The 26,528-nt window shown below is 56.3% G+C and carries 25 protein-coding genes; 12 read left to right on the forward strand and 13 right to left on the reverse strand.

All coding sequences use genetic code 11. The features are described from left to right. The first annotated feature begins 21 nt into the window (after positions 1-21). The 6 genes from CA54_RS11650 (at position 22) to CA54_RS11675 (ending at position 5,337) form a co-directional block, all read left to right on the forward strand. A complete protein-coding gene (locus CA54_RS11650; protein ID WP_146370936.1) occupies positions 22-1,098 on the forward strand; it encodes a hypothetical protein in 1,077 nt (358 codons plus the stop codon). After that, complete coding sequence (locus CA54_RS11655) at positions 1,095-2,060, forward strand: bifunctional UDP-N-acetylglucosamine diphosphorylase/glucosamine-1-phosphate N-acetyltransferase GlmU (protein WP_146370937.1); 966 nt, start codon at positions 1,095-1,097, stop codon at positions 2,058-2,060. The genes CA54_RS11650 and CA54_RS11655 overlap by 4 nt, the downstream gene beginning before the upstream one ends. A gap of 201 nt (positions 2,061-2,261) precedes the next feature. Continuing rightward, positions 2,262-3,209, forward strand: a complete 948-nt coding sequence (locus CA54_RS11660) for a ribose-phosphate diphosphokinase (RefSeq protein ID WP_146370938.1) — start codon at positions 2,262-2,264, stop codon at positions 3,207-3,209. A gap of 123 nt (positions 3,210-3,332) precedes the next feature. Then, positions 3,333-3,599 (forward strand): type II toxin-antitoxin system ParD family antitoxin, encoded by a 267-nt coding sequence (locus tag CA54_RS11665; RefSeq protein WP_146370939.1) that lies wholly within the window; start codon positions 3,333-3,335, stop codon positions 3,597-3,599. Next, positions 3,599-3,910, forward strand: a complete 312-nt coding sequence (locus CA54_RS11670; RefSeq protein ID WP_146370940.1) for a type II toxin-antitoxin system RelE/ParE family toxin — start codon at positions 3,599-3,601, stop codon at positions 3,908-3,910. The genes CA54_RS11665 and CA54_RS11670 overlap by 1 nt, the downstream gene beginning before the upstream one ends. A gap of 308 nt (positions 3,911-4,218) precedes the next feature. Beyond that, complete coding sequence (locus CA54_RS11675) at positions 4,219-5,337, forward strand: serine/threonine-protein kinase (protein ID WP_197532402.1); 1,119 nt, start codon at positions 4,219-4,221, stop codon at positions 5,335-5,337. On the opposite strand, the gene CA54_RS11680 is transcribed toward CA54_RS11675, so the two are convergent. The 7 genes from CA54_RS11680 to CA54_RS11710 form a co-directional block, all read right to left on the reverse strand. Then, positions 5,301-7,049 (reverse strand): GH3 auxin-responsive promoter family protein, encoded by a 1,749-nt coding sequence (locus tag CA54_RS11680; protein WP_146370942.1) that lies wholly within the window; start codon positions 7,047-7,049, stop codon positions 5,301-5,303. The genes CA54_RS11675 and CA54_RS11680 overlap by 37 nt on opposite strands. Positions 7,050-7,387: 338 nt before the next feature. Further along, a complete protein-coding gene (locus tag CA54_RS11685) occupies positions 7,388-7,597 on the reverse strand; it encodes a small basic protein (protein ID WP_146370943.1) in 210 nt (69 codons plus the stop codon). Between the two features lie 345 nt (positions 7,598-7,942). Beyond that, a complete protein-coding gene (gene fabF / locus CA54_RS11690; protein ID WP_146370944.1) occupies positions 7,943-9,229 on the reverse strand; it encodes a beta-ketoacyl-ACP synthase II in 1,287 nt (428 codons plus the stop codon). A 196-nt stretch (positions 9,230-9,425) separates the two neighbouring features. Then, entirely contained in the window at positions 9,426-9,935 is a 510-nt protein-coding gene (locus CA54_RS11695; RefSeq protein ID WP_145379768.1) for a 3-hydroxyacyl-ACP dehydratase FabZ family protein, read from the reverse strand. Positions 9,936-10,065: 130 nt separating this feature from the next. After that, positions 10,066-10,455, reverse strand: a complete 390-nt coding sequence (locus tag CA54_RS11700; protein ID WP_146370945.1) for an acyl carrier protein — start codon at positions 10,453-10,455, stop codon at positions 10,066-10,068. Positions 10,456-10,630: 175 nt separating this feature from the next. Continuing rightward, on the reverse strand, positions 10,631-11,383 hold the full coding sequence (gene fabG / locus CA54_RS11705; protein WP_146370946.1) for a 3-oxoacyl-[acyl-carrier-protein] reductase: 753 nt from the start codon (positions 11,381-11,383) through the stop codon (positions 10,631-10,633). A gap of 56 nt (positions 11,384-11,439) precedes the next feature. After that, on the reverse strand, positions 11,440-11,925 hold the full coding sequence (locus CA54_RS11710; protein ID WP_146370947.1) for a 3-hydroxyacyl-ACP dehydratase FabZ family protein: 486 nt from the start codon (positions 11,923-11,925) through the stop codon (positions 11,440-11,442). Positions 11,926-12,385: 460 nt separating this feature from the next. On the opposite strand from CA54_RS11710, the gene CA54_RS11715 reads away from it, so the two are divergent. Continuing rightward, on the forward strand, positions 12,386-12,979 hold the full coding sequence (locus tag CA54_RS11715) for a PilZ domain-containing protein (RefSeq protein ID WP_146370948.1): 594 nt from the start codon (positions 12,386-12,388) through the stop codon (positions 12,977-12,979). Positions 12,980-13,040: 61 nt separating this feature from the next. Here the strand turns inward: CA54_RS11715 and hemL are convergent, their stop codons facing one another. Together hemL and CA54_RS11725 are read right to left on the reverse strand one after the other, a co-directional pair. Next, positions 13,041-14,339, reverse strand: coding sequence for a glutamate-1-semialdehyde 2,1-aminomutase (hemL, locus tag CA54_RS11720; RefSeq protein ID WP_146370949.1), 1,299 nt, complete (start codon positions 14,337-14,339; stop codon positions 13,041-13,043). Positions 14,340-14,512: 173 nt separating this feature from the next. Then, entirely contained in the window at positions 14,513-15,538 is a 1,026-nt protein-coding gene (locus tag CA54_RS11725) for a radical SAM protein (protein ID WP_231963041.1), read from the reverse strand. Positions 15,539-15,915: 377 nt separating this feature from the next. Between CA54_RS11725 and CA54_RS11730 the strand changes: the two genes are divergently transcribed. Beyond that, positions 15,916-16,371, forward strand: a complete 456-nt coding sequence (locus tag CA54_RS11730; protein ID WP_146370951.1) for a hypothetical protein — start codon at positions 15,916-15,918, stop codon at positions 16,369-16,371. A gap of 153 nt (positions 16,372-16,524) precedes the next feature. Here CA54_RS11730 and CA54_RS11735 read toward each other — a convergent pair whose 3' ends face one another. Together CA54_RS11735 and CA54_RS11740 are read right to left on the reverse strand one after the other, a co-directional pair. Then, entirely contained in the window at positions 16,525-17,469 is a 945-nt protein-coding gene (locus CA54_RS11735; RefSeq protein WP_145379753.1) for a ParB/RepB/Spo0J family partition protein, read from the reverse strand. 831 nt (positions 17,470-18,300) lie between these two features. Continuing rightward, the gene (locus tag CA54_RS11740; RefSeq protein ID WP_146370952.1) at positions 18,301-20,064 is read right to left on the reverse strand and encodes a glycosyltransferase family 39 protein; all 1,764 of its coding nucleotides are present in this window, start codon (positions 20,062-20,064) and stop codon (positions 18,301-18,303) included. A gap of 159 nt (positions 20,065-20,223) precedes the next feature. Between CA54_RS11740 and CA54_RS11745 the strand changes: the two genes are divergently transcribed. Together CA54_RS11745 and CA54_RS11750 are read left to right on the forward strand one after the other, a co-directional pair. Continuing rightward, positions 20,224-21,147, forward strand: a complete 924-nt coding sequence (locus CA54_RS11745; protein ID WP_146370953.1) for a triphosphoribosyl-dephospho-CoA synthase — start codon at positions 20,224-20,226, stop codon at positions 21,145-21,147. Beyond that, positions 21,144-21,635: a 6-pyruvoyl trahydropterin synthase family protein gene (locus tag CA54_RS11750; protein WP_146370954.1), complete on the forward strand. Its 492-nt coding sequence runs from the start codon at positions 21,144-21,146 to the stop codon at positions 21,633-21,635. Before CA54_RS11745 ends, CA54_RS11750 begins: the two co-directional genes overlap by 4 nt. Before the next feature lie 81 nt (positions 21,636-21,716). On the opposite strand, the gene CA54_RS11755 is transcribed toward CA54_RS11750, so the two are convergent. After that, the gene (locus tag CA54_RS11755) at positions 21,717-22,244 is read right to left on the reverse strand and encodes a hypothetical protein (protein ID WP_146370955.1); all 528 of its coding nucleotides are present in this window, start codon (positions 22,242-22,244) and stop codon (positions 21,717-21,719) included. A 425-nt stretch (positions 22,245-22,669) separates the two neighbouring features. Here CA54_RS11755 and CA54_RS11760 point away from each other — a divergent pair, with 425 nt between their 5' ends. Beyond that, the gene (locus tag CA54_RS11760) at positions 22,670-23,251 is read left to right on the forward strand and encodes a sigma-70 family RNA polymerase sigma factor (RefSeq protein ID WP_197532403.1); all 582 of its coding nucleotides are present in this window, start codon (positions 22,670-22,672) and stop codon (positions 23,249-23,251) included. 299 nt (positions 23,252-23,550) lie between these two features. Next, positions 23,551-25,146, forward strand: a complete 1,596-nt coding sequence (locus CA54_RS11765) for a serine/threonine protein kinase (RefSeq protein ID WP_146370957.1) — start codon at positions 23,551-23,553, stop codon at positions 25,144-25,146. Between the two features lie 43 nt (positions 25,147-25,189). Here the strand turns inward: CA54_RS11765 and glgC are convergent, their stop codons facing one another. Then, on the reverse strand, positions 25,190-26,452 hold the full coding sequence (gene glgC / locus CA54_RS11770) for a glucose-1-phosphate adenylyltransferase (RefSeq protein ID WP_146370958.1): 1,263 nt from the start codon (positions 26,450-26,452) through the stop codon (positions 25,190-25,192). Between the last annotated feature and the right edge of the window lie 76 nt (positions 26,453-26,528).

Below are 26,528 nucleotides of genomic sequence, written 5' to 3' on the forward strand. Positions count from 1 at the left end.
TCGTGCCGAGACCTCCTGCGAATGCGATCAACTATTTTTCGCTCTGGCATACTCATCCTCCTGATCACAGTCATTGCCTACGCGATATTGAACAAATCGCCAATTCAGTACGTCGGCGAAATCACTGAGGTTGCAGACCTCAAGACACCTGAGGGATTCAAAATCTCGCCCACCGAAGTCCGTGACATCATATTCGCACGAGATGGCGCGAAGCTTTTCACCGACCACTGCTATGCCGACGGAAATAATTACTATGTCTTCAATCTGCTTGGCCTTCTCAAATCTCGTTTTTCTGCCAAAAGTGGCGGCATGATGATCAACGGTCAAACTGGTGAAATCTTCAACCGGACCACCGAATTGTGGGAACCCGATCCTCGCGGGCAGGCTAATACTCCACTTACCATGGAACACATTCTCGCCCTCGGACGCTTGCTGTCGGAACTAGGCCAGGAGTACCTAGTCGCGTTCGCGCAGGACCGTGCCTTGACTCTGCAAGCAGACAGCCTTGAAGTCGATAAAAAGGGTGATGTTTGGGTATCCCTCACATTGGCTTACAACAAACAGGATGCCGGAGAGTTCCTTGCCCCCTATTGTCCCGACGAAGTTGTTATCAATAAGTGGAATCTTCCCTGGTCAAAGCCCAATCGGAGCTGGAAAGAGGTCTCCGGAATACCGGACCAATTTCGTGTCAAAGACGTGTTTTCTTTCTGCACATTGTCTGGGCACGACCCCTTTGGTCACGATAATCCAGTGACCCTCAACGATGGTGACAAAGTTTCAGGGAAGGTCTGGATATCAAATCAATTCAACGACGATTTCCACGTGCTAAAGGAAAAGCCCGATCTAGACCTGTTCATTTCCGCAAAGACTGCCTACGAAAAAACAACGGGGAATAATCTCCCGGAGTGGATCCAAGAACGATTTGGCGCTTACGACTCCAGTGGTTTAGCGACAAAACCCACGTCCCGTACCGTGAATTTCAAGCGGGTCGCCGTGCGTTCGAAACCAACAAAACAACCCAATCCACAAAACAAACAAACAACACCTTCACTCGCCACCGGCCACTCTTTTCTGCCTACTGAGAAAGCCACACCATGACCGCCGCCCCCGTCGCCATCGTCCTCGCTGCCGGAAAAAGCACCCGTATGAAATCGGCGACGCCTAAGGTCCTGCACCCATTGTGCGGCCGGCCGATGATCGAATACGTCCTCGATGCCGCCCGTTCCGCCGGTGTCGAGCGGCTAGTCGTCGTCGTGGGGCATGAGGCAGAGCAGGTCAAAAGTGCGCTCTCGGTGCACAAGGATGTCGAATTTGCCCTGCAAGCCCAACAAAACGGCACTGGGCATGCGGTGATGGTCTGTGAAGAAAACCTCCGCCAGCATGACGGCGCCACCATGATCCTCACCGGCGACGCGCCGCTGATGCAAAGCAGTTCCTTCTCCGCCTTGCTCAAGGACTATGAAGAAGAAAAAGCCTCCTGCGTGATCGGCACCGCTGTCACCGAAAACAACTTCGGACTCGGCCGCATCGTCCGCAACGCCGACGGTGAATTCCAGTGCATCGTCGAAGAGAAAGATGCCGATGCTGCTCAAAAAGCAATCACCGAAATCAACGTCGGTTGCTACGTCTTCGACAATCAACGGCTCTTCGCTGCCCTGAAACACGTCAACACCGACAACAAGCAAGGCGAACTCTACCTGACCGACGCCCCCGCCATCATGCTGGCCGACGGCCAACGCGTCGTCGCCGCTCACCGGTTGACCATCGAAGAAGCCTTGGGCGTCAACAGCCGCGATCAACTGGCACAGGTGCATCGCAACATCCAAGAAGTTACCATGCAGACGTTAATGCTGGAGGGGGCCACTATCGTCGACCCGGCACAAACCTACATCGACCCCCGCGCCAAAATCGGCCGCGACACCACGATCTACCCCTTCACCACAATCAGCGGCCCAGTCACCATCGGCAACAACTGCCAAATCGGCCCCCACGCAGCCATCGACGGAACAGCCAGCATCCCCGACGGCACGACGGTCGAACCATTCGCCAAAATCGGGTAATGAACGTTTCATTCCTCCCCCACAACGGCGCGGGCTAGCGGAGCACTGCCCCCCTTCTGGCCACTGACCACTAGCTACCGGCCACTCCTGCCCCGCCTACCGCCGCCGCCGTACGCTTGACACTCCCTCCGTCCCACGATTCAATGGCGCGTGCCGGTACTCTCTCATTCCGCCACGTTCCCGCGCGCAGCAAAATCCGCCATGCACGATATTCTCACGCTGATCAGCGGCCGGGCACATCCCGAATTAGCCCGTGAAGTCGCCGATTATCTCGGCATCACGCTCGGGAAAATTGATCTCTGGGATTTTCCCGATGGGGAAATCGGCTGCAAATTGGAGCAGAACATTCGCGGCCGCGATGTGTTCTTGTTTCAACCCACCGGCCCGCCGGTCAATGACAACTTAATGGAGTTGTTGATCATGATCGACGCTTGCAAACGGGCCAGCGCCGAACGGATCACCACGGTCATCCCCTACTTCGGCTACGCCCGACAAGACCGCAAAGACGCCGGACGCGTTCCCATCACCGCCAAGTTGGCCGCCAACATGATCGTCACCGCCGGTGCTGATCGTGTGCTGACGATGGATCTGCATGCTGCCCAAATCCAAGGGTTCTTCGACCTGCCGGTCGACCACCTGTATGCTGCGCCGATTCTGGATCAATACTTTCGTTCGCTAAATTTGCCCCCCGACAAACTAGCCATCGTCAGTCCCGACGAGGGCAGCATTAAGCGCGCCTTGCATCATCAACGTCACCTGGGTGGCAGTTTGACCATCGTCGACAAACGCCGCAGCAGTGCCACCCGCACGCAACAGGCCAATCTCATCGGCGAACCGCTGCAGGGTAAAATTGCCTTGCTGTTCGATGACATGATCTCCACCGCCGGTTCGATTTGCGGTGCTGCCGACGTCGCCCACAAGCATGGAGCCGACGAAATCTACATCAGCGCCGCACATGCCGTGTTTTGTGGTTCAGCCGTGTCACGGTTGTGCGAGGCTCCTGTCAAGGAAGTGGTCGTCACCAACAGCTTGCCAATCGCCAAAGCTCAAGACCTCCCAAACCTGCACACAGTCACCGTCGCTCCCTTACTCGGCGAGGCCATCAAACGCATCCACCGCGCTGAATCAGTCAGCTATTTGTTTGATTAACCTTAACGTTGCAAGAGTCACTATCTACGGGCATTGGCTACCGGCATGGGGGCAACTTTGACCTAATACTCTCTCCGTGATAACCTAGTAAGGACATCTTTTTCCTTTGGAAATCACAGAACCATGTCAAACACCATTCCTACAGACTTAGAGCAGTTTGTTTCCCAACAGTTTGCTGCTGGCCAATTCCACACGCCCAATGAATTGGCCGAAGCAGTTCGCGCAGCTGCTGTGGAATTGTTTGATCGCGATCAACGCCTGAAGGAACTGCAAGCTGAAGTGCAACCTGCCCTGGACCGCCTTGAGCAAGGTGAAGGTGTCGAAGCAGATTTTGAAGATATCAAACGCCGCGGATCCGAGCGGCTTGCTTCCCGAATCAAGAGGGACTGATGCCGCAGGTATTGTGGGACAAAGCCGCAATCCAAGACCTAGACAATATCTGGGATTACATCGGCTCAGAGAACCATGACCCGATCGCGGCGGATCGCTTTATTGACCTGATTTGCGAGCGTTGCAAGGCATATTCGCAGCAACCCAATATGGGAACATCTTGGCCTGAGTTGGCCCCCGAGGTTTGTTTTTTTGTAGTGGGAGTCTATGTCGTGATCTACCGACCGACAGGTGATGGGATCGGTGTTGCCCGCATACTGCACGGCGCTCGCGATATTCAGGCCATCTTCCAGGAATCCCATCGCCAGTAGCAATTCGAATTGCGATAGAAATTTAAGGCTTTCGAGAATAGTCCCCAACAAGATTGTCCGGTGTTAGAGACGCACTGGGGCAATGCGATCAGACTTTTCAGAAACTCAACTTTCCTCGCCAATGGTTTCTGTTAAGATCGTTCTAAGTTCGCTGCATCCTTCTGCGAACCGCTGGCCGAATTTTGGTGTCCAGAACCCTTTCGGCACGTGATGTTTGAAGAATATCTTGAGCGTCGCACTCACCCAGCCCCTTTCATGGGGTTGCTTCCCATTGTGAGGAATATCCTCTGAACGGCCCCCCACAGGAATTGCTGGCCAATTACAACGCGATACTCGATCGGCAAAAGCTCGATTGGGTCGCTCAACGCCCCTTTCTGCGCCGTATCGGCGTCGGGGGGCAAGGAGTTGTTTATCTGAGCGAACGCAGTGGCGTTGACGGCTTTTCATTGCCCGTTGCCCTCAAAATCTTTTCCCCCGAGCATTTCGACGAAACCGCCAAATACGAGCGGGAAATGACCCGCATTGCGCAGGTCTCCTCTCAGGTCGCCGGCGTTCAACACGACAATTTGATCGCCGTCCACGACTTCGTGGCCATCGATGGCTTGCGTCTGTTGGAGATGGAATGGGTCGACGGATTCGATTTACAACGCCTGCTCAAGCCGGGCATGATGAAACATCTCAAGTCACGCGTCTCGGCGGAGCGCTGGCGCGATATCAATGAGATCGTTGTAACGCGCGGCCTGGACAAGCCACGGCTGAGGCCGGCATTTGCCATCGCCGTGTTTCGCGGCTGCCTGTCCGCGCTCGATGCGTTACATCGACGCGGGATTGTTCATAACGACATCAAACCGGCCAACATCATGCTCAAACGGACCGGTAGCGTGAAAATTATCGATATTGGATCGGCCTACGATCTTCGCAATCGGCCTGAAACGGGACGCTGTACACCCGCTTATGCCGCACCGGAAGTCCTGCAGGGCACCGTCGGCTCACCCGCAGCCGACTTGGCCGGCTTGGGCTACGTCCTGATTGAAATGCTCACAGGGGCACAGCCTTTTCTCGGCAAAAAAAGCCTGAATGCCGCTCTCAAAGCAAAGCACACCATCCTGGATCAAATTCCCCAGTTGCTGCCGCCTGAAGAATTGGCGTTCAATGAGTTGCTGATTCGGATGCTGCGGAAACTGGTGCACCCCGATCCTGAAAAGAGATTCAAAACGGCCGAAGACGCCGATCTCGCACGACACGGCGCCGCCGAGTTTCAAAACGTTCTCGTCAAAGGGGATCTGTCCAGCGAGTACGTTGCGGAGATCCGGCATTGGATGGAAGAAATCGAACTCACCGATTTCCCTGACCGCTCCCAAACAGCGGCCGATTCCGATTCTGATTCGATCTATTTAGCGTCCACACGATTCGCTGCTGATGAATAAGGACGCGGAATCCCATCGGTCTCCGTCCGGCAACCGTTGACGAATTCGGCCATAAACTCCTGGTAGAATTCCAACTGCGGGACCAGGCAGGGATGCTTGTATTGCTCAAGGCTGCCTCCCAGACGGGACTGCCGTTTCAGGCAAAACTTCTCCCAGGTCCCTTTGGGCAACAACTGCATTGTCATTGGTCCCAGCCGGCCGGTGTTTCGTTTTTCGTCGTACTCGGGGTTCAACGTCTTCAAGTATTGATCGGTACTGGCCACAATTTTAGCGCCGACATCAGCCGAAGGCAGATTCGTTTCTTCCACTAAGAATCGATACTGCGGCGGCTCGCCCCACGACGGGACGACCGTAAAATGTCCCAATTCCAGACCCAGCGGATCCACGCTTTCGCGAACAGCAGCAACGATTTGGCTTTCCGAAATCTTCTCGCCCGTGATGCTGGAAATGTGAGCACCCTTATTGAGGAACTCCAATGTCGGCGTCGTTCCTAGGAATCCCGTACAGCGCACGACATCGTGAATATCGTATCGGTATAGCCCTGATGCGGTCGTCAACAGGATGAAATAGTTCCGGTCTTCGATCAGCTCGTGCGCTGCGAGCACCGTCGGATCAGCCGAGCCCATTTCCTCTTCGGGAATAAACTCGAAGAAGTGCGACGTTGCATCGAGCACACCGGACGACGTATTGCTGGACAAAGGAATCGTCATGCGACCTTCACTGGCCGACAGGCCGTGGTCGCGGATGTTGTTTTGTCCGTAAAACTGAGGCAGGCCCGCCAAGTACGGTCCCATGCTGCCACCGGTCCAGACCGACAGCAATTCCAAATCGGGCCAGAAGTCCTTGGGATACAGGTGACCCGTCCGATTGACAATCGCTTCCAGTTCACGTGCTCGCTGCGGGTTTGCGCGCGTCTTGCGCTGCAATCCACGACGGATCTCATCATCGACCGTCACCTTTGTCGACAACGTGCCGTCGGCGATGTCGCGAATCAAGTCCTCACGGCATTCGTCCGCCAACTTCGCCAGATGCAGCAGGGTGCTCGGGTTGGCCGTGGTGACGATACCCACTTTCGAGTCCGTAATCGCCGCCCGCAGCATGGCATAGTATTTTGACCGCGGATCTTTGATTTTCATCACCGGCTTGGGCACGGTGTACATCGTTTGGATCAGCGGATTGAGCATTTCGCAGGCCAGTCCGCTGATATTACCGCAAGGCGTCCCTCCCGGTGTGCGAAACTGGTCGTAGTCGCTACTGAGCTGCACGATCCTTCGCTTGTACAAAGCGCGGTGGTCGTCATAAGCGCAGACACCCCAGATCCGCCAACCCAGACGATAGTCGTCCATGAATTGCGACGTGATCGGAATGTATTTCGCACCGGAGGTTGTTCCGCTGGTAAGCGCGAACATCAACAGCCGGTTTTGCGGGCCCAGCAGCGCCGAACTTTCCCCGTTTTTAAGCCGCTCGATGTAGGGGCGAAAATACTCGTAATCGGAAATCGGCAAGCGGGCGCGAAAATCGGCTACGTTGCGTATCTCAGAAAAGCCATGTTCGCGACCAAAATCGCTGTCTGCGTTGAGCGCGATCAGACGCTTGAGGACGGCATTTTGCGCACCGCGTGAGTTTTGCGTAGCCTTCACAAAGCTCGCAACTTGACGGCGCATGCGGAGACGGATTGGTGCACCGCCCCAGTATCGGACTGTATCGAGCATGACTCCTGTCCGCGAATTCGTGCAGTATCAAAGCCGATTCGACAGGCGACCCACCGCCAATGCAATACCCGTCAAATCGAGTATCGATCAGCAGCCCTATGTGGCTCGACCAACGAAAACGAAAACGCGAAGGATGCTTTACCAGCCCGACCTCCTCTGGCGGGTCCCGGTGACTTTCGAATCACGGTGCACATTCAAACCGTGCTGCAAAAGCAAACGCATGAGAATTCGATGCGGGCAAATATCCGTCCTGGTATTTGGCTAATCCGCTCAAAATCTCGGGAATTACAACAATACGGCCGTACGTAGCCGTCGCTGGAACTCCTCTAGCGTCCTTCTCAATTAGTTTCGTCTTCTTCCGCAGATTTCTTCTTCTTCTTTTTCCCAATGACCAACTTAATGACCCGAACTTTGGGAAGTCCCAGAGGACTGCGTCCTTCGACCCAGCGATCTTCCGATTTCATTTGGGCGACCCGCTCCGCTCGCGTTAACACATTCCGCGAACGCGCCAGACGGCCTCCCCGACGTAAACTCTTATGAACTGTCACGTTAAACCTCTCTTCACTGTCTCGAAAACCACTACGGCAACACGCCGCCGGTTGACTGCCTTGTGCATGCCAAGCGCTTGCTTGACACGATCTGTATCTGAATTATCCGCTTAGCCGCCATAAACGACACAACAGATTTGACGTTCTAAAGACCAAAATTCCGCAAATTAGACGATCAACAACACTGAGCACACGATTCGTCGCGGTGACCGGGACAAATTGCCGCAATCCGCGATTTTAGGGATCTTTGTCCCACTTTTCAACTGAAATCGGTACCATCCCGCCCCAGGAACGATTTCAAACGCTGAGCTCCACCGGCGTGTCGCCCCAACGAATCCACGCGGATTAGTCTTGGAACTTGGAGAAGATAAGCGAAATATTTTGTCCCCCGAATCCAAAACTGTTCGAGAGTGCTCGTGTGACATCTTGCGGACGCGATTCATTCGGGACATAGTCCAAATCGCAATCCGGGTCAGGAGTCTCGTAATTGATCGTCGGCGGCAGGACGCCATCGCGCATTGCCATAATACATGTGATCGCTTCCACGCTTCCCGCAGCGGCGATTAAATGTCCCATCATGCTTTTGATGCTGGAAACCGGCGTGTTGCGAGCATCATCGCCCAGCGCGCCTTTGATCGCCAACGTCTCCACGCGGTCATTCACCGAAGTGCTCGTGCCGTGCGCGTTCACATAGTCGATCTGATCCGTATTCAACTTCGCATCGTTGAGCGCCATTTTGATACAGGCAATCGCTCCCCGTCCTTCGGGATGCGTGTCGGTAATGCGAAACGCATCAGCTGTCGAACCGTAACCGGCAATCTCGGCATAAATCTTGGCGCCTCGTGCTTGGGCCCGTTCCAATTCTTCCAAAACCAACATCCCCGCCCCTTCGCCTAACACAAAACCATCCCGGTTTTTGTCAAACGGTCGCGACGCGGCTTGGGGGACTTCGTTATTGGTCGACAGGGCTGTTAATAGGTTAAATCCGGTCACGCCAAAGGGGTGAATCATGCTGTGCGAGCCGCCCGACAACATGACGTCGGCATCACCGCGACGAATAATTTCTGTCGCTTCGCCGATTGCTTGGCTGGAGGCGGCACAGGCGGTTAGACAATTGGCATTTGGGCCTTGGGCATTGAAAATCGATGCCAAGTGACCGACAGGCATGTTGGGTTCTTGTTCCAATTCCGCTTGAGGATGCAGAGCAGCTAAGCCATTTCGCGTAAATTGCACCAAGTCGACTTCGCCGTTTTTCGAGGCATCGGCGATGATCCGCATCAGGCTCATGAAGTCCTGTTGCCCTTCACCGGCCCCCAGATAGACGCCAAAATCGACCGGGTCGAGATTCGGATCGTCCATCAGTCCCGAGTCTTTAATCGCGTCGGTCGCCGCCCCAATCGCAAAGCGAACGTTCCGTCCGGCATGCTCATACAGGCTTTCGTCATCGACGTAGCTACTGAAGTCGAATCCTTTGACTTCGCCGGCAATTTGCGTGGGAAAGTTGGAGGCATCGAAGTGTGAAATCGGCCCCACGCCGCTACCCGCTTCCTGCAAGACTTTCCACATGGATTCCACAGTGTTGCCCACGGGCGTGATACAACCGATTCCGGTTACGACAACTCGACGTCTCATGGAACTGCTATCCAAATTCTCAAAGGAATGGAAACGCGGGGATTTGAAAACTCAACTGCGGCGGCCGGGCATCCATCACGTGCCGCGGGCGACAACTATTGTATCCGTGTAGCCCCTTGTAGGCCAAGCACGATTCTCAGAGATGTGGCCACGGGACCGCCCAGCAGACTCGGTTCATTCTGGGTCAACAAGCCTGTTAGTGGGATTCGGCTTTCACGGAAATCTTGGTACTGCCGTCCCCTGCTTTGCCGACATCCATCACTCCCAGCAACCGCATGCTGAAAACGAAGTTCTTTTGATCAATCGCCGCCGCTTCCGGACGGGTCTTGTCGACGTGGGCGAACACAATTTCGGCTTCGGCGACGAGGCGGTCCCCGGCCGTTGCCGTACATTCCACCATGCCGCCTTGCTCTGAAGACTCCACTAGGTTGACTTTATAGGTCAGCTTGTCACCCGGGCAGGCCCAACTGTGAAATTCACACTTCGGGATTTTGGCGAGGATCACGACATGCTCGAAGTCGTTTTTCTCACCGAGCAAAATCCCACCCGTTTGCGCCAAACCTTCCATGATCAACGAACCGGGCATCACCGGAAATCCGGGATAATGGTCGTGCAAATGTTCTTCGGCCAACGTGACATTCTTAACGGCCGTGGCATGCGAACCGCTTTCGAACTCCGTAAACCGGTCTATCCAGATCCACCGCATGGAATCACTCGCCTCTGCTCTGAGTGCAACGCGCGTTAGGCCGCGGTATCCGCGCAAACAACGTGAAAAGGCCGGCCCGGCGAATCTAACGCCGAACCGGTCTGTTTAAAAATCTACCTCGAACTGCGCGTTAGGACGCCAGTTTTTTATCGAGGTAATTGACGATCATTTGTACGGTGAACAGGTCGCCGATGTTCTCCACTTGGGGATCCGCAGCAAACTTGTCGACATCCGCAAACGGCAACTTTTCACGCAGAGTCGCCAAGCCTTCTTCGGTCACGACGCCGTCTTTGACCAAATTGGGATCGCCGGCGGTCAGATTCTCCGGGAACAATTCGCCGCGAGGAATCTTCACATCGAACGTCTTTTCCAAACGGAACACGATGTCCAAAAAGTCGATCGATTCCGCACCCAAATCGCCAACCAATGTCGCCTCGGGAGTGACTTCGTCGTCATCCAAACCCAAAGCATCCACCATCGTCTCGGCAACTTTTTCGTAAATCTCGTCTTTTGTCGGCATTACGCCTCCTCCTAGTGGCGGTTCCGTGACCTGAGATGTCACAGGGACCGCGCTGTGTCCCTAATTTGAAAATACCCAACCAAATTGTTCATCGTCATTTTGGTCGCCATCCAGCATGCCGACCCGACCCACTTTTCTATATCCGTTGCCTCTCCGTCCCGGGAGAGGCCCACACTCAAAATCCACCCAACGTCAATCCGCCATCAACGCTGATCGTTTGACCAGTGACATATGAGGCCCCGTCACCGGCCAAAAATAGGACTGCTTGGGCAACGTCATCCGGTTGACCCAACCGTCGGGCAGGAATTTTTTTCTTCAGTTCGCTGCCCGCCAAGTTGCGGACCGCTTCCGTCATATCCGTTTCAATAAAACCAGGAGCGACCGCATTCACAGTCACGCCCCGCCGCGCCAATTCCGTGGCCAGACAACGCGTAAAACCGATCATGCCCGCTTTACTCGATGCATAATTCACTTGTCCGGAATTCCCGAACTCAGCAGCGACGCTCGACATATTGACAATTCGACCGTAACGCGCCGACATCATCGGCCGGGTGACCGCTTGGCAGAAGTTGTACACCGACGTCAGATTCGTATCGATGACTTCCTGCCATTGCTGCGGCGACATTTGCGCCAATAAGGTATCGCGGATAATCCCCGCGTTATTGACCAAAATGTCGATCTTTTCCCACTTTTCGAGTACCTGAGCCACAGCGGCATCGGCGGCGTCTTTGTCTTTGACGTCTGCTTGAATCGCAAGGGCTTCGTGTTGATCCAGCTCCAGATCGGAGACCAATTGGTCGGCCGCCTCTTTGCTGGATTGATAGACGAACGCGACCTTCGCACCGGCTCGCGCCAACGCCCATACGATCGCCTTGCCGATCCCCCGGCTTCCACCGGTCACTAACGCCGTTTTACCTTCGAGACTCATCAGATTCCAACTTCTTCCACAATGAAGCGTGATTCAATAAAGGGTCAGGCCCCGATTCACACAGTTTGTTCTAGAGGTGTCCACAATTCCGCGAACAGCTCGCGCAATTTGCGAATACGATATTCGTCCGACGCCGCCAATTCCGGGTTGCGGTCGGCCAGATTGAATTTTTCCAAGGTCAGCCGCGCGCTCACCGTCGATCGGCCATCCACCGTCCCTTTGCCTTTGAGAGTGACCTCTCCGTCGGACGTTTTTTGCAAGTTCACTTCGATCGTCAGGCAATTTCCCGGAGTCACAAAACTATTGAATTTCACTGCCTTGGCGCTCTTCAGCAGGATCGTGCTCTCAGCAAAATCATCCGTCGCACGCACCAGCCAAGCCCCGGCTTGCACCATGGCTTCCAGCATCAAGACACCCGGCATGACCGGGAACCCGGGAAAATGGTCGGCTAGATATTCCTCGGCCAACGACAGGTTCTTGACAGCCGTGATCGAACGTCCCGGTTCCAATGACGTAATTTTATCAACAAGCGAAAAACGCATCGATCCTCTTTTTTACGGCCTCGCGCCGTGTTGCTCCATCGTTACTTAACACGTGATGGCGGACGGCAGTCCGTTCATACCACGATCGTCAGTCGGTTCAATCTTTCCGGACGTTGAGCCAGTTCCGTCACGGCTACGCCAGAATCGTAAGAGTATAGTCAGCCTCGAAATCCATCACAAGGCTATCAGTCTGAGGCCTTGGGGCGATTGGGATATGTGCGAAGCCTCGTTGATCCAGGCTGCGCATGTGTCCCTAAATACCCCAACCCTCCGCCGCTGCAACCGTCACAATACGACCTTCCCGGCAACCAGGCCCCACATATTGATAAGCAACGGTTACCGTTTTTGACACTTCGCACTCCTCGAACTATGGTTGCGCAACTCATATCGTTATGTACCACAACGATTTAAGGTCCATAACGCCAGATAAACAGTGGAAGAAGCAGCGGTTGCCCGGACTATGATAGACACCAAACAAATCATCACTCCCTCGTCACTGAACACGAACGAGAAGGGGGAGCAGGATTCGGTTCAAACCACAGCTCCACGCTCGGCGCTGGCTCATGCGCTGAAAACGCTCGCCCAAAAACGACCAACGCGCACTCCACAGCCACCTTCTGTCGCTGCAAACCCAGTAATAATTCACCACACCGCCGCACCGAGCGTTCAACCGCCACGCCAAGATCGACGAGCTTTTCCGCGTCGCATCAGCCGCTGTACGGTTTCTCTATGTGCCGATACCGGTGGAGGAGAGGATTCTCTCTTTAAGCGCGCCTGGACGTTGCATAGTTCGCAAATCAAAGGCCGCATGGTCGACATCAGTCGCAGCGGTCTGTCCATGACGCTCGGCCGTTCGTTGGAACTCGGACAATCGATCTGCATGAAGATTGAAAACCCGCTCTTCAACCATCGCTTGATAGCCGTTGCTGAAGTCGTGCGTCAGCAACCGGATGGCTGGGGAAACTGGACGGTCATGTGTCGATTCGCCAGACCGTTGGAATTCGAACAGATCGAATTCTTCGGCTGCCACCTCTTCACCGCCCGCGTCGTCTAATCGCGAAAAGCTCCCAAACCGACAGCTCCGCCGTCGCATTGCGGGCTCGGTATTGCCGAAGCTATTCGCCCGCTTCCACCGCAGCTGCAATCGATTCCCCTGCCGCCGCAATCGTCGCGTCGATCTCTTCGTCGGTATGACTGACCGACACGAAGTTCGCTTCGAACTGGCTGCAAGGCAAATAGTATCCGCGGTTCAGCATGCCCCAAAAATACCGCCCAAACCGCTCCGTATCATTCTGCGAGGACACTGTATAATTAGTGACCGGCTCGGGGTTGAAAAACAACGTGAACATGCTCCCCACATGGGGAACCGTATGTGGCACGTCCGCTTTGCTGGCCGCCTTGCTCAAACCGGCCACCAATCGCTTGGTTTTCCGTTCCAATTCGGCATACGGATCGGTTTCTTTGAGCGTCTGCAACGTGGCAATCCCACAGGCCATGGCCATCGGATTGCCCGAAAGTGTTCCCGCTTGATAGACCGGACCGGTTGGTGAAATCGATTTCATCACATCCGCCCGCCCACCGTAGGCTCCCACCGGCATGCCGCCGCCGATGATTTTTCCCAGCGTCGTCAAATCGGGCCGCATCCCAAACCGCTCTTGCGCGCCGCCATAAGCAACCCGAAATCCGGTCATCACTTCGTCGAAAATCAATAACGTTCCGTGCTCGTCACACAACCGGCGAAGCGTCTGTAAAAACTCCGTTGAGGGAGCAACCACGCCCATATTGCCCACGACCGGCTCCAAAATGACGCAGGCAATTTCACTCCCCTGAGCAGCAAATACCTCGGCCAATTGCTGGGTGTCGTTGTATTCCAAGGAGAGTGTATCAGCCGTGCAACCGGCTGGGATTCCGGGGCTTGAGGGGGTCCCCAACGTCAATGCCGCACTCCCCGCCTGGACCAGCAGACTGTCGACATGCCCGTGATAGCAGCCGGCGAATTTGACGATCTTATCCCGCCCGGTGAACCCCCGCGCCAGCCGAATGGCGCTCATCGTCGCTTCGGTCCCGGAGTTGACCATCCGCACTTGCTCGATCGAAGGAACCGCATCAACGACCAATTCCGCCAATTCCGATTCTTGTACCGTCGGCGCTCCAAAGCTGGTTCCCCGTGCCAGGGTTTGCTGAATCGCCTCAATCACCGCCGGATGCCGATGCCCCAAAATATGCGGCCCCCACGAGCCCACATAGTCCAGCAACTTGTTGCCATCCACGTCATATAGATACGCCCCGCTCCCCCGCTCAATAAACGGCGGCTCGCCCCCGACCCCACCAAAAGCGCGCGCCGGGCTATTCACACCGCCGGGAATGAGTTGTTGTGCACGTTGAAATTCGTTGTGGCTGACGTCGTGTTGCATGGTGGGTTCACTCAACTATTCGATGATTCATATCTCCCTCTCCTTCTGGGAGAGGGCCGGGGTGAGGGGCGACGAACCTGGGACGTCATCCATCCCACCCGCGCCGCGAACGACGGCAAAGCCGTCGGTTTGGGATACCACACGCTTGCAATGAAATCAAACGTAGTGATCGATCACCCGCCATAAAAACATTCCGCTGGCACCCCGGTCTCCCGCTGCACCTGTTCGGCGATCGCATCGACTTCGGCATCGGTTAGCGACGAGACGAAACTCTCTGCTGGGGGGCGGGCGACGGTGTAGATTTGGGCGAGTTTGATTTGTCCGCCGGCCACTTGGATTTCATTGATCCGAGCGCAGTAGGCATCGATTTCTTCCGGCGGCGGGGGATCGCCGTTGACGCGCATGAATAGGCTTTGCAACACCAACGGCCGTTCGCGGGCGGCTTCGGTGATGTTGTCTAGGATCCGTTGAAACGGGATCTTCGTCCGCTCGATCAGCTGATAATACTCCGCCGTCCCCGCATCGAGCTTGGCCCAGATCTCGCCGTTGTTGGCATCCAAAATCCGCAGGGCCTCGCGGCAGGCTGGGCGGTGGAACATGCTGGCGTTGGTGATCAACACCATCTTTACGTCGTCCAATCCGTACCGTTTTTTAAGACCGGCGACCTCTCCGACGATCTGGTCAATGTTGCGATACGTCGTCGGCTCGCCATCGCCGGAAAAGGCGATGTCGTTAAGCCGCTGCAACTGGGGCGGCACGGTGGAGAACGGTTCTTCGGCGAACAGCGCGCCACTGGAGACGTATCCCAGCATCGTGTCGATCTCGGTCAACAACTGCTCCGTGGCAACAAACCGCGTCTCCGCTTCGCTACGTCGATCGACCTGACAATAGATACAGTCGAAGTTGCAGACCTTGTCCGGATTCAGATTCACCCCGATCGACACCCCGCGGCTACGGCGGGAGAGGACCGGATAGACAAATGTATTCTCGCGCCAATGCCGCGAGTGATCGGTATGCAGGGTATGTTGCGGGTTGGTCACGGTGGATCGAAGGCTCGATGAACTCAGCGGATAATGTTGGAAAATGCCCACGACGAATGGACGCCCACCATTATACGCACCCGCACCGCCGGTGGTAACCGTCCCATGAATCCTCCCCTCTCCCTCTGGGAGAGGGGCCGGGGGTGAGGGGCGTTCCACGTTTGGCGTTCCCATTGCCCTTCGCAACAGATTGCATTTTACCGGAGAGGGGGAAACCATCATCGAGTGGCACCGATTGCCAACGGCAATCGGTGTGCCGTAGGCACAAGGCGCAGCAATTTCAGTTGTCCCTGCTGAAGAGGCTCTGCTTGTTTAGGAGCGCACAAATTGCGGCTTCTTGCGGGCTTCGCCCGCCCCGATTGCCGGGGGCAATCGCGGCTACCCCCTGCCAATTTCTTTCTCCGGGAGAGGGGCCGGGGGTGGGAGCCTATTGCAAAAAGTGATCCGCGCCGATGGTTGGCACGTTGTCTAAGACAGACTATCGTGCATTGAGTTTGCACGTCACGAGTTGTCTACTGAATCATTGGAAGCGCCCCATGATCAACTTTCAGCAGCCCCCATGGATGTTCGTCTGGCTGGTCCCGGCAATTCTGGCGGCGTCGGCTGCGATTCTGTTCATCATGGCAGAAGTTGGCGGCTGGCGGCGGCTGGCCAAAACATATGCCTGCTGTGAGAAGATCGATGGCACCACTTGGTGGATGCAATCCGGCTCGATGGGGGGCTCGACGGGGTACGGATTGAGCCTGAATATTACCGCCAACGACCAAGGCCTGAGGATTGCGGTTGTCCCGCTGGTCGTCTTTTTCGGTCTCTTTCACCCACCGTTGTTTATTCCGTGGGAGGAGATTCAGGCGGTTCGCAGCCAGATGTTTTTTTATCAGTATGTGACTCTGGTCTTCCAGGCCCATCCCGATATCCCCTTTGCGATCAGCAATTGCTTGGCCGAAAAAATCCAAGCAGCAACCGGCCAGCGATGGCTGGAAGAGGCATAGGGGCGTGCGTCGGGGGGCGGGTTCACTGACCGGAATGCAAAGCCCTTCTCCTTTTTGACACCGACAACCTTTCCGAGGTCGGGCGTCAAACTTGGCTTGCCACTCACCCCGCCCCTCTCCCAGAGGGAGAGGGGGTTCTCTAGCTAGCTCGAATTAGGCTGCTTTTTTCAACTGGTCGATGATCCGCTCGAATTCATCGTTGGTGTTGAAATGGATGATGATCTTGCCGCGGTCCTTGCCGCTGACGCGGATGTCGACCTTGGCGCTGACCAGATCGCGCAACTGCTGTTGCAGCGACGAGAGGTGGTGATTCGGCTGGGGGGCCGGTTTGCCGGCTTGTGGTTTCTCGAACGGGATTGTTGCTTCGTCCTCTTCGGCGTTGGCGTCGCGGACGGCTTGTTCGGTCTGGCGGACCGACATCGACTCCGATTGGATCCGCTGGCACATGGCGATTTGCTGTGACTCGTCTTCCAGCGGCAAGAGGGCGCGAGCGTGTCCGGCGGAGATTTTCTTCTCTGCTAGGGTCTGCTTGATGAATTTGGGGAGCTCCAATAACCGTAGGCAGTTGCTGATCGAGGAGCGTCCCTTGCCCACCTTGCGGGCCAATTCTTCGACCGTGCAATGGAACTTATCAAGGTATTCTTGATACGCCTGGGCGCGTTCGATGTCGTTCAGGTCCTGCCGTTGGTCGTTTTCGACAATGGCGATTTCGAAGACTGCCTGGTCATCGATTTCCAAAACGCGGCAGGGAACCGTCGTCAGGCCGGCATTTTGAGATGCGATCAACCGCCGCTCACCGGCGATCAATTGATAGCCTTGCTCTGTCAGCCGGACCAGCAGTGGTTGCAGGACACCGTGCTGCGAAACGCTGTCGACCAGTTCGTTGATCGCATCGAGGTCGAACTCGCGGCGGGGCTGGTAGGGGTTGCGCTCGATCTCATCGACGGCCACATGCACCAGTTCCGAGGGGCCGGGAGCTTGGATGGTGGCCGGCACTTCAGGCGGATCGGGTTCGTGTGTTTCCACAGCCGAACCACCCAGCAGAGAACTCAGTCCACGTCCCAGCCGCCGTTTGGAGTCTTGTTGTTGATCATCCATGATCGATCGCTTTCGAAAAAAAACCACATGCCGAAGTGCGGCATACTGAAATGCCCGGGGTCGTCAACGCGACGGCGAAACGTCTAGGCTCGTCGCGGGCGGGGATTCTAACTGCCATTGCCGATTAGAAGCAAGATGACTTCTAGGCCGTCCGGTCCGGTCGGGCGAGGTTCCACGTATAACCAGCGATCCGGCTGTCAAAACCCCCTCACCCGCCGCCCCCCCCCAATGGAGTGGGAGACAACAACTCTCCCCTCTCCCTCTGGGAGAGGGGCCGGGGGTGAGGGGCGTTCCACGTTTGACGCTCCCTTTGCCCGGGTGAATGCCGACCGTATTCAACCCTTTGCCGGGATGGGAGCACGGGGCATATTTCCGTCGGGTTGCCTTGGGCGATTGGTTGGATGAGGAGCGCCAACTGTTGTGCGAAAACCCTCACCCCGGCCCTCTCCCAGAGGGAGAGGGAGAAGAATTGGATCCCCCCTCTCCCCCTGGGAGAGGGGCTGGGGATGAGGGGCGTTCCACGTTTGACGCTCCCTTTGCCCGGGTGGATGCCGACCGTTCCCGAATCAAATGCCGGTTTGAGACGAAGTTCCACGTGGAACTTCGACCGGGGCGGCAGTACCACCTTTGGGGTGCTTTAGCGATTGAATAGGTCATTCCGGGCGAGGCCCTTTAAGAGCCCCACGCTCCCGATGTACCGTTGCGGCTCAACAGGAGCTTCGCCCTCCCGGTGCGCTGTATGGATCATCCGCAGCGACCAACGGGAGCGGCCTACCCCAACCGAGCGGAAGCTCGCACAAAGCGGCTATGCCGCAGTTCCACGTGGAACTTTTACTCAAGTTGGTAGAGTCGGACGGAATACTGGCGCTGCTGGCCGTCTGCTTGGCGGATCTCTTCCGGGGGGTGTTGGTTGAGGAGTACGAAATCGCTGGGGGTGTACGGGTAGGTCTTCAGCAGTTTCAGACGGCCGGCGGTCTCCGCAAGCTGCTCCTCGAATTGTGAGCTGCGGAGGGCATGCGGTCCGGCGAGCAGGAAAGTGGGATGTGTCGGGGGGGCGAGGCCGGGTTGTGCGAATCTGAGGTTACTGGCCGGCAGGGCTAATTCGATGCCCAGTTGTCGCAGTTGAAAAAACAGGCTGGGTTCGCCATAGACATCGACGACGTAATTGTCGCTGCGGGGGGATCCCCCCTGCTCTGTGATCCGCTGTTCGATGTCTGTTTTGACCTCAGCGGCAATGTCGGCCAGACCGGTGTGAGACTGCCATGCGCTCCACGTGGAACCGGGATTCCAATAGCGGCCAACGATGGCAACCGCGAGTCCCACGACAATGATTCCGGTAGCCCATGCGATGGTTCCACGTGGTGCGGTGGCGGTTGGTGTTTCGTCGGCCGCTTGTCGGATGCCGGCGACCAGCCAAGCAATCGCTGCTCCGCCGGCCAACCAGATCGGCACCAGCCAGGGGAGCGTGATTCGGGGGTAGGCGGTGTAGAGTGGTGTGGTCAATGAGAGGCCGGCGATCCAAGCGATCAACATCCACAGCGCCAATTGGACGGCAGCCGGATCTTCATCGGGAGGTGAATCCGCGGGATGCCATTCGACGTTTCGCCACAGCCAATAGACGGCCAGCGCGGCAAGCACAATGCTAGATGCTGACAGGCTGGCCAGTGCGGTCAGTCCCACGGCGAGGGCGACCAGTTTCCAAAAATGTGAGGTGCGGGTTGTCGCGGAAGCATTGTCCTGCAGGTGCGAAAAGGCTCCCACAACAATGACTGCCGCAGCCAGACTCAGGGGACCCAAGGCGCCTTCGAGTATCCGGTGGTTGAGCAATTGTTGCCAGAGTGTCTGCGGCCAGCGGTCGAGGCCGACGAGATATTGACGATGATTGGCAGCGACCGCGGCATAGCCATCGGGCAGGTTGTACCAGACCGGGGACCAGACAAGCCCGGCTGTCGCGATGATGATCGCTAGGCAGACGAGCGACGTGCGGAGCCGTGCGCGGTCGCGACAGACGATCAACCAAGGGATGGTCGCCGAAACACCGATGGCCAGGGGAAGCCAGCCGTTGTACTTCGTCCACCACGACAAACCGGTCAGCAGCCCGGCGATCAACGCCCAGCTTTTGTCTCCGTAGGAGAGAGAGCACCAAATGGCATAGACCGCAGCTAGCATCCAAAAGCAGACGAGCGGGTCGGTCAGAGCGGTACGGGAATACAGAATATGAACTCCCGACAATGCAGCCAGCGCGGCGGCGGCGATGCCGGCGCGATCGTTGAACCAGCGTGCGGCGATGAAGCCGACCAGCCAAACGGTCAGCCCGCCCGCGATGAGATTCACCTCGACCGATGCCAAATCATTGATGCCCCACGCCACCTGCGACCACTCGATCAACCAGGGACCGAGCGGCGGCGCGAAGAGATGTCGGCTGGGATACCGGTATTCGTATTCGGGTCCGGTGACGAGATTCGAGGCATAGACCCCTTCGTCGAAATGCTCGATCGCGATACGACTGGGCAGCGCGCCGCGAAGCAAAAAGCCGGCGACGACCACGAGCAAGATCACGGTCAGTGCTGAGATGGGTTGGCGGGGTGAGTTCATTGAGGTTGATCGACGGGTCGGTTTTTTAAGAATGCGTGACGGTCTGTTTGGGCGTGAAAGATCATAGCATACCCCGTCGCAACCCTCAGCCCACGGCAACTCCGGGGGCTATCTTTGGTGCGGGCGACAACGAATTGAGCATTCGATTACAATGCACACATGCACCAAGACCGAATACGATTGGAAGAGATGATCCGCGTCGCCTGCCTGTGGGAGGCGACGGCGCGCAAGCCGGGGAACGTTCATCCCGCCGCTGCATTCGTCGATTTGACCTACGATGATTTTGTCCAAGCGGCAAATGTGGTCGCACCGGTGTTGGCCCGTTCAGAAGAACTGGGAGTCGGACCAACGGTGTTGGCGGCGACTCGCGCGACGCGCGAGGCGTTGGGTCGGAACGTGAATTTGGGGATCGTCTTGTTGATCGCGCCACTGGCAGCGGTGCCGCCAGGTCGCACGTTGGCTGCCGGGATCGGCGACATTTTAGAGGGGCTGGACAACGAAGATGCCGCGCTGGTTTACGAGGCGATTCGTCTCGCCGCCCCAGGTGGGATGGGGACGGTCGAGGATCAAGATGTGGCCACCGCGCCGACCGAGTCGTTGTTGGCCGTCATGAAACGGGCAGCGGAGTGGGATCAAATTGCGGCTGAATATGCCAATGAGTTTGGCGTGGTCTTGGACATTGCCGCCTCACATTTCGAGAATGCCCCCTCGAGTTGGGAGCAATGGAACACATCGATCATCCATGTGCAGTTGAAGTTGATGACACGATTTGGTGATTCGTTGATCGCCCGGAAGTGTGGAGCAGCGATTGCCAGCGAAGCTCAACAGCGCGCGCAGCGGGTATTGGACTCGTTTGAGGAGTCGGCCGATATGGCATCGACGGAAGTGGCTGAGTTGGATGTTTGGTTGCGCGGCGATGGGCACCGTCGCAATCCGGGGACGACGGCGGACTTGATCGCGGCCATTTTATTCGCCGCTTTCCGAGACGGGCATGCCGATTTTGAGAACGTACGGCAGACCCTCAACGACGCAAGAGACAGCGCGGCGGGTCAGGACATTTTGATCAATGAAAGAAGACGATGACCAACGAACGATTTCGTGTGCGCGTGACCAAAGACCATCTCGTATTTAGTGCGGCACATTTCATCACGTTTGCCGGCAACATTTGCGAGCGGCTGCATGGCCACAATTGGCGTGTGGCGGCAGAGGTGGCTGGGGCGCTCGATGAGAATTATTACGTGTTTGATTTCATTGCGCTGCGCGATGAGTTGCAGGCGATTGTCGATGAACTCGATCACCGCGTGTTGTTGCCGACCGGGCATGCGGAAATCAAAGTCGTGGCAGGAAACCGTGAAGTCGAGGCGACTTTCCAGGAGCGGCGGTGGGTGTTTCCTCGGGAGGACTGTATCTTGTTACCGGTAGAAAACACGACGGCGGAGCTGATCGCCCGCTGGATCGGCCGGCGCCTGGAGGATGTGGTCCATCAAAAGGCGGGAGCGCCGGTCGAATCCATACGGGTCGATGTCGAAGAAAATTTTGGTCAATGGGCGACCTGCGAAATGAGTTTGTAGAAACCGGTCGTCGCCCGGGCCGGGTTCATGAGTTTGGTGCGCAGTGGCACCGTTGCAGCGGGCTCACACTTCCGTGGTTGGTTATTGTCCGCCGGTGGATGCGATGCGAGTCTCCGACTCCGCTTCAGCTTTCGCTTCGATTTGCTCGCGAATGCGATTCAACCGTTCAAGATTTCGGGCGATACGTTCCTCTCGGAGTAGACGTCGTTCTTCGCGTCGTGCCTGAACTGTTTTTTCGCTCACGCGGCGACTTCGTTTGGTCTCGGTGTTGTTGTTACGAACCGAAGCCAAATACATCTCGCGGCGTTGTTGGAGGTACTGCCGGTACTGTTCGTTACGCTGTTGACGCATTTGCATCATCTGTTGCGCGGCTTGTACGGCAGCTAACGCACTTGTGGCAGAACTGCTCGCGCTTGCTCCGCCGGTTGACGCCGTTTCGCCGCCCGTTCCACCGGTGGTTCCACCTGACGTTCCCCCGTTTGGGCACTGTTGTGCTTGCGCGGAGTTTGGCATCGCGAGTGCGGCCACGGCAACGATGGCAAAGCCCATCGCGGCGCACGGTCGAAATCTCGACTTGATGCGAGGTTGTTTGTGAACCTGATCAGTCATGGTTGTCCCTTTCAAAAAAGACAGAGAGGAGTAAAAGTTTCCATAGGTATCCAAACGAGATAAAGTGAGGGTTTTCACTGATGGGGGCGCCGATTCGATTGGGAATTAAGAGGTATTCCGTTTATTGTTTAGCAAATTCTCTGGCAGAATGACCGGTGCGACACAACCGCCAGTTTACTCAGGCATGTCACGAAACCGCATCCGCGGGTTGACAACACCTCGATCGAGTCAAAGAATGGAACTTGATGCGAAGTCTTCGCGGTGGATCACCAGGCAGACGGGGCGGCAGCAGTAAACACTTCGCGGGAAGTGAGGCGCAACCACAAGCTCACCGGCAAGCTGTGGAATGAAGTAGAGCCGGCGGTCATTTTGCATTTGCGGGAAATCGACGTATGGCGGACGAGCGTTCAAACGCGTCTAGGCGAATGCGAGAGCATCAAGATTCAGCGACGCTTGCGTCGTCGTTTGATCAATATCGCGATCAATTGCAACGGCTTGTCGCGTTTCACATGGACCGTCGCTTGACTCGACGAGTTGATGCGTCGGATGTGGTTCAGCAGTCGTTCATCGAAGCGCGATCTCGGTTGCCACATTTTTTAGAGCAAAGTTCGATGCCGTTTTCATTGTGGATCCGGCAGATCACGATGCAGACTTTAATCGATATCCACCGGCGGCATTTCGGCGTGCAGAAGCGCGACATTCGCCAAGAAGTCTCGATGCAACAAGCGGACTCTTCCTACGCGATCTTGGCTGACAAGTTGGTTTCCAACATTGCCTCGCCATCGAGCATGGCGGACCGCCGAGAGAAATTGGCCCGCGTGCGCGACGCGATTGATGGGATGGACGAGATCGACCGCGAGATTCTGGTGTTGCGACATTTTGAAGAGATGAGCAACAAGGACATTGCGGATCTATTGGGCATCGGACAACCGGCGGCCAGCAACCGTTACCTGCGCGCCTTGAATCGGTTGCGGACGATCCTGGTCGACGAGTCGGGAACCATTTAGTCGTTCCAGGTTGGCGACACGTTCACGGTGAACATTGCAGCGCAACCGAATCGCAATTCATTTCAGACTTCATCTTTCGCCACAGGTTGAACGCAGGTGAAGCACAGATCTGCTGGTGGAGGTTTGGGAGAATTTTTGTGAAACGAGGCAACGGTTTATCGTTACTCTCTAAAACGCACGAATATACTGGGAGGAATCGGCGAGTCCTTCGTTTGTTATACTGTACATACATTGTGTACGGATCGTGATTTGGAAATGAGACTGGGATTCAAAGTCATGCGGGGCGGACGGCGGTTATTATGACACGGAACGACTCACGGCGGACCCCGATTGAAATGCTCGCCGAGGATTTTTCACGGCGATTGCAGGCGGGTGATCAGCCGACGATTGACGAGTACCTCGTCAATTACCCCAGTTATGCTGAGGGGATTCGCAGTCTGTTTCCGATCATTGCGATCCTTGAGGAAGCCAAGCCGCAAGACGATTCGCACCCGACGGTGGTCGTGAATGAACCGGCGCTTCCCGCGCAAACTGTGTTCGGCGACTTCGTCATTCAACGCGAGGTCGGTCGCGGCGGGATGGGTATCGTTTATGAAGCGATGCAAAGTTCACTCAACCGCCGCGTCGCTCTGAAAGTGCTACCGGCCAATTATCTACCGTCTCCCAAACACGTCTTGCGATTCAAACGAGAAGCGCTCTCGTCGGCAAAATTGCACCATACAAACATTGCGCCGGTGTTTGGCGTGGGGGATAAAGACGGATCGCATTATTACGCGATGCAGCTGATCGACGGTTATTCGTTAGACAGTATTATTGGTTGTTTGAAACGGCTGACCGAGGAAGAGGGCGATGATGCCGCCGCTCTGGATGAGTACCTCGATTCGCGCCCCGATGCGACGCTGTCTTCGACCGGGATAGCGCAGCGGCTAGTCTCCTCAAAAGTCACCACGGAACAACCCCATCTGGAGGGGCGAAATCCGCCGGATCCGCATTCGTTGAAGAGATCGTCTGCAAGCGACCAAAGCGAGATGTCGGGGGGAGATTCCTCGACGCGGTTTTGGAGGTTTTTCGTTCAGCCCACGGGGGTGCGGACGGAGTCGTATTATTGGCGGAATATTGCCGGTATGGGTATTCAAGTGGGGGGTGCTTTGCAACACGCGCATGACATGGCGATTTATCACCGGGATATTAAACCGTCGAATCTGATGATCGATTTTACGGGCAAGGTGTGGGTGACTGATTTTGGATTGGCGCGGGTGTTGGGCGACACGAATCTCACGGAATCGCATGACACCGTGGGGACGTTGCGTTATATGGCGCCGGAACAATTTCGCGGCGAATTCGATGTGCGGACGGAAATCTACAATTTGGGTGTGACGTTGTACGAAATCGCCACGTTGCAACCGGCGGTGACGGAACCCGAAGCGCCGCGTTTGATTCAACAAGCGATGACCGAGCCGCCGATTCGGCCGCGGGCCATCAACCGCGAAATCCCCCGTGATCTGGAAACGATCATCCTCAAATCGATCGCGGCTGATCCCGCCGACCGTTATCAATCGGCGTTGGAATTGACCGAGGACCTGCGGCGGTTCGCAGCCGGCGACGTGATTCATGCGGGACGCAAACGCCCGTTGGCGGTGCTTTGGCGATGGTGCCAACGCAATTCAACAATCGCCCGGTTGGCCAGCGCCGTGCTGATCTTGTTGTTGTCTGTGGCTGTGGTCGCCACGGTTGGTTATGTCCGCACAACCAACGCGCTGGGGGCTGTCGATGAGGAACGTCAAGTGGCGAAGGACCGGCAAGCCCAGACGCAAAAACAACAGGCCCGTGACCGACAGCGGATCAAACGCTTGGAAGATGCGCTGAAACAGCATGGCATACAAGTACCGCGGTGAGCGCGGTCGCTGGGCGCTGAGCTAGAAGTGCAACCCCTAGGTTTCAGGCAACAGCATCGGCACGGTTGGTATCGACCAGGTCGCCCAGGCCGGTGAGTTTGCCGATGGCGACGATTCCCGATTCGGTGATCGTGAACCCCCGCGCGCGGTCAGCCTCGAGGTCGTAGCCGATTTCCATTCCTTCGGGGACAGAGATGCCCTTGTCAATAATCGCTCGCCGGATTTTGGCGTGCCGACCCACGTCAACGCCATCGAACAGAATCGAGTCTTCGACTTCGGCCCAACTGTTCACGCGGACGTCGGTGGACAAGATGGAGCGTAGTACGCGGCCGCCGGAAATGATCGATCCGCTGCAAATGATACTGTCCCAAGCTTGTCCGACGCGGGGGTCATCGGCATCTGCCTGGGAGAAGACAAACTTGGGCGGCGGCATCAACGGTTGGTAGGTCCGAATCGGCCACGATTTGTCATACAGGTTCAATTCGGGATCGACAGCGACGAGATCCATGTTGGCTTCGTAATAAGCATCGATGGTCCCCACATCGCGCCAGTACAGGCTGTCTCCCGTGTTCTTGTCGTGGAACGGATAGGCGCGCACGAGGTGTGTATCAATGATCGAGGGAATAATATTTTTACCGAAGTCGTGGGCGCTGTCGCTGTGTGTGGCGTCGCGGCAAAGTTCATCGAAGAGGAACTCCGCCTTGAAGACATAAATCCCCATCGAAGCCAGGCAGCGATTGGGGTCGTCGGGGAGCGGTTGAGGGTTGGCCGGTTTTTCTTGGAAATTGACTATGCGGCGGCGGTCATCGACTTGCACCACGCCGAATTGCCGACCTTCCTCGAGGCTGGCGGGAATGCAGGCGATGGTTACATCGGCGCCGGAGAGTTTGTGTTCCCGAATGAGTTCGGAGTAATCCATCTTGTAGATGTGATCACCGGAGAGGATCAGTACATCTTCGGGGCGGCTTTTTTCGATGGAGTAGATGTTTTGATAAACGGCGTCAGCGGTTCCCTGATACCACTGCTCGTCGATGCGTTGCTGGGGAGGTAGGATGTCGATGAATTCATCGAGTTCGCGATTGAGGAATCGCCAGCCGAGGTTGATATGCCGATCGAGGCTGGCAGCCTTGTATTGCGTGAGTACGAGTATCTGTCGCAATCCGCTATTGAGGCAATTCGACAGCGTGAAATCGATGATGCGGTATTGCCCGCCAAAAGGGACCGCCGGTTTGGCTCGATCGCGCGTGAGTGGTTCGAGCCGGCTGCCTTTTCCACCCGCCAAGACCATGGCGAGAACATTTTTCATCCTTGTTTCCCCCATTCATCACGCGGTGGAGAACGCATTCGCGTGGCGATCATTCCGCGAAGTACAACACTTGTGG

The organism is Symmachiella macrocystis, from assembly GCF_007860075.1.
Lineage (GTDB): Bacteria > Planctomycetota > Planctomycetia > Planctomycetales > Planctomycetaceae > Symmachiella > Symmachiella macrocystis.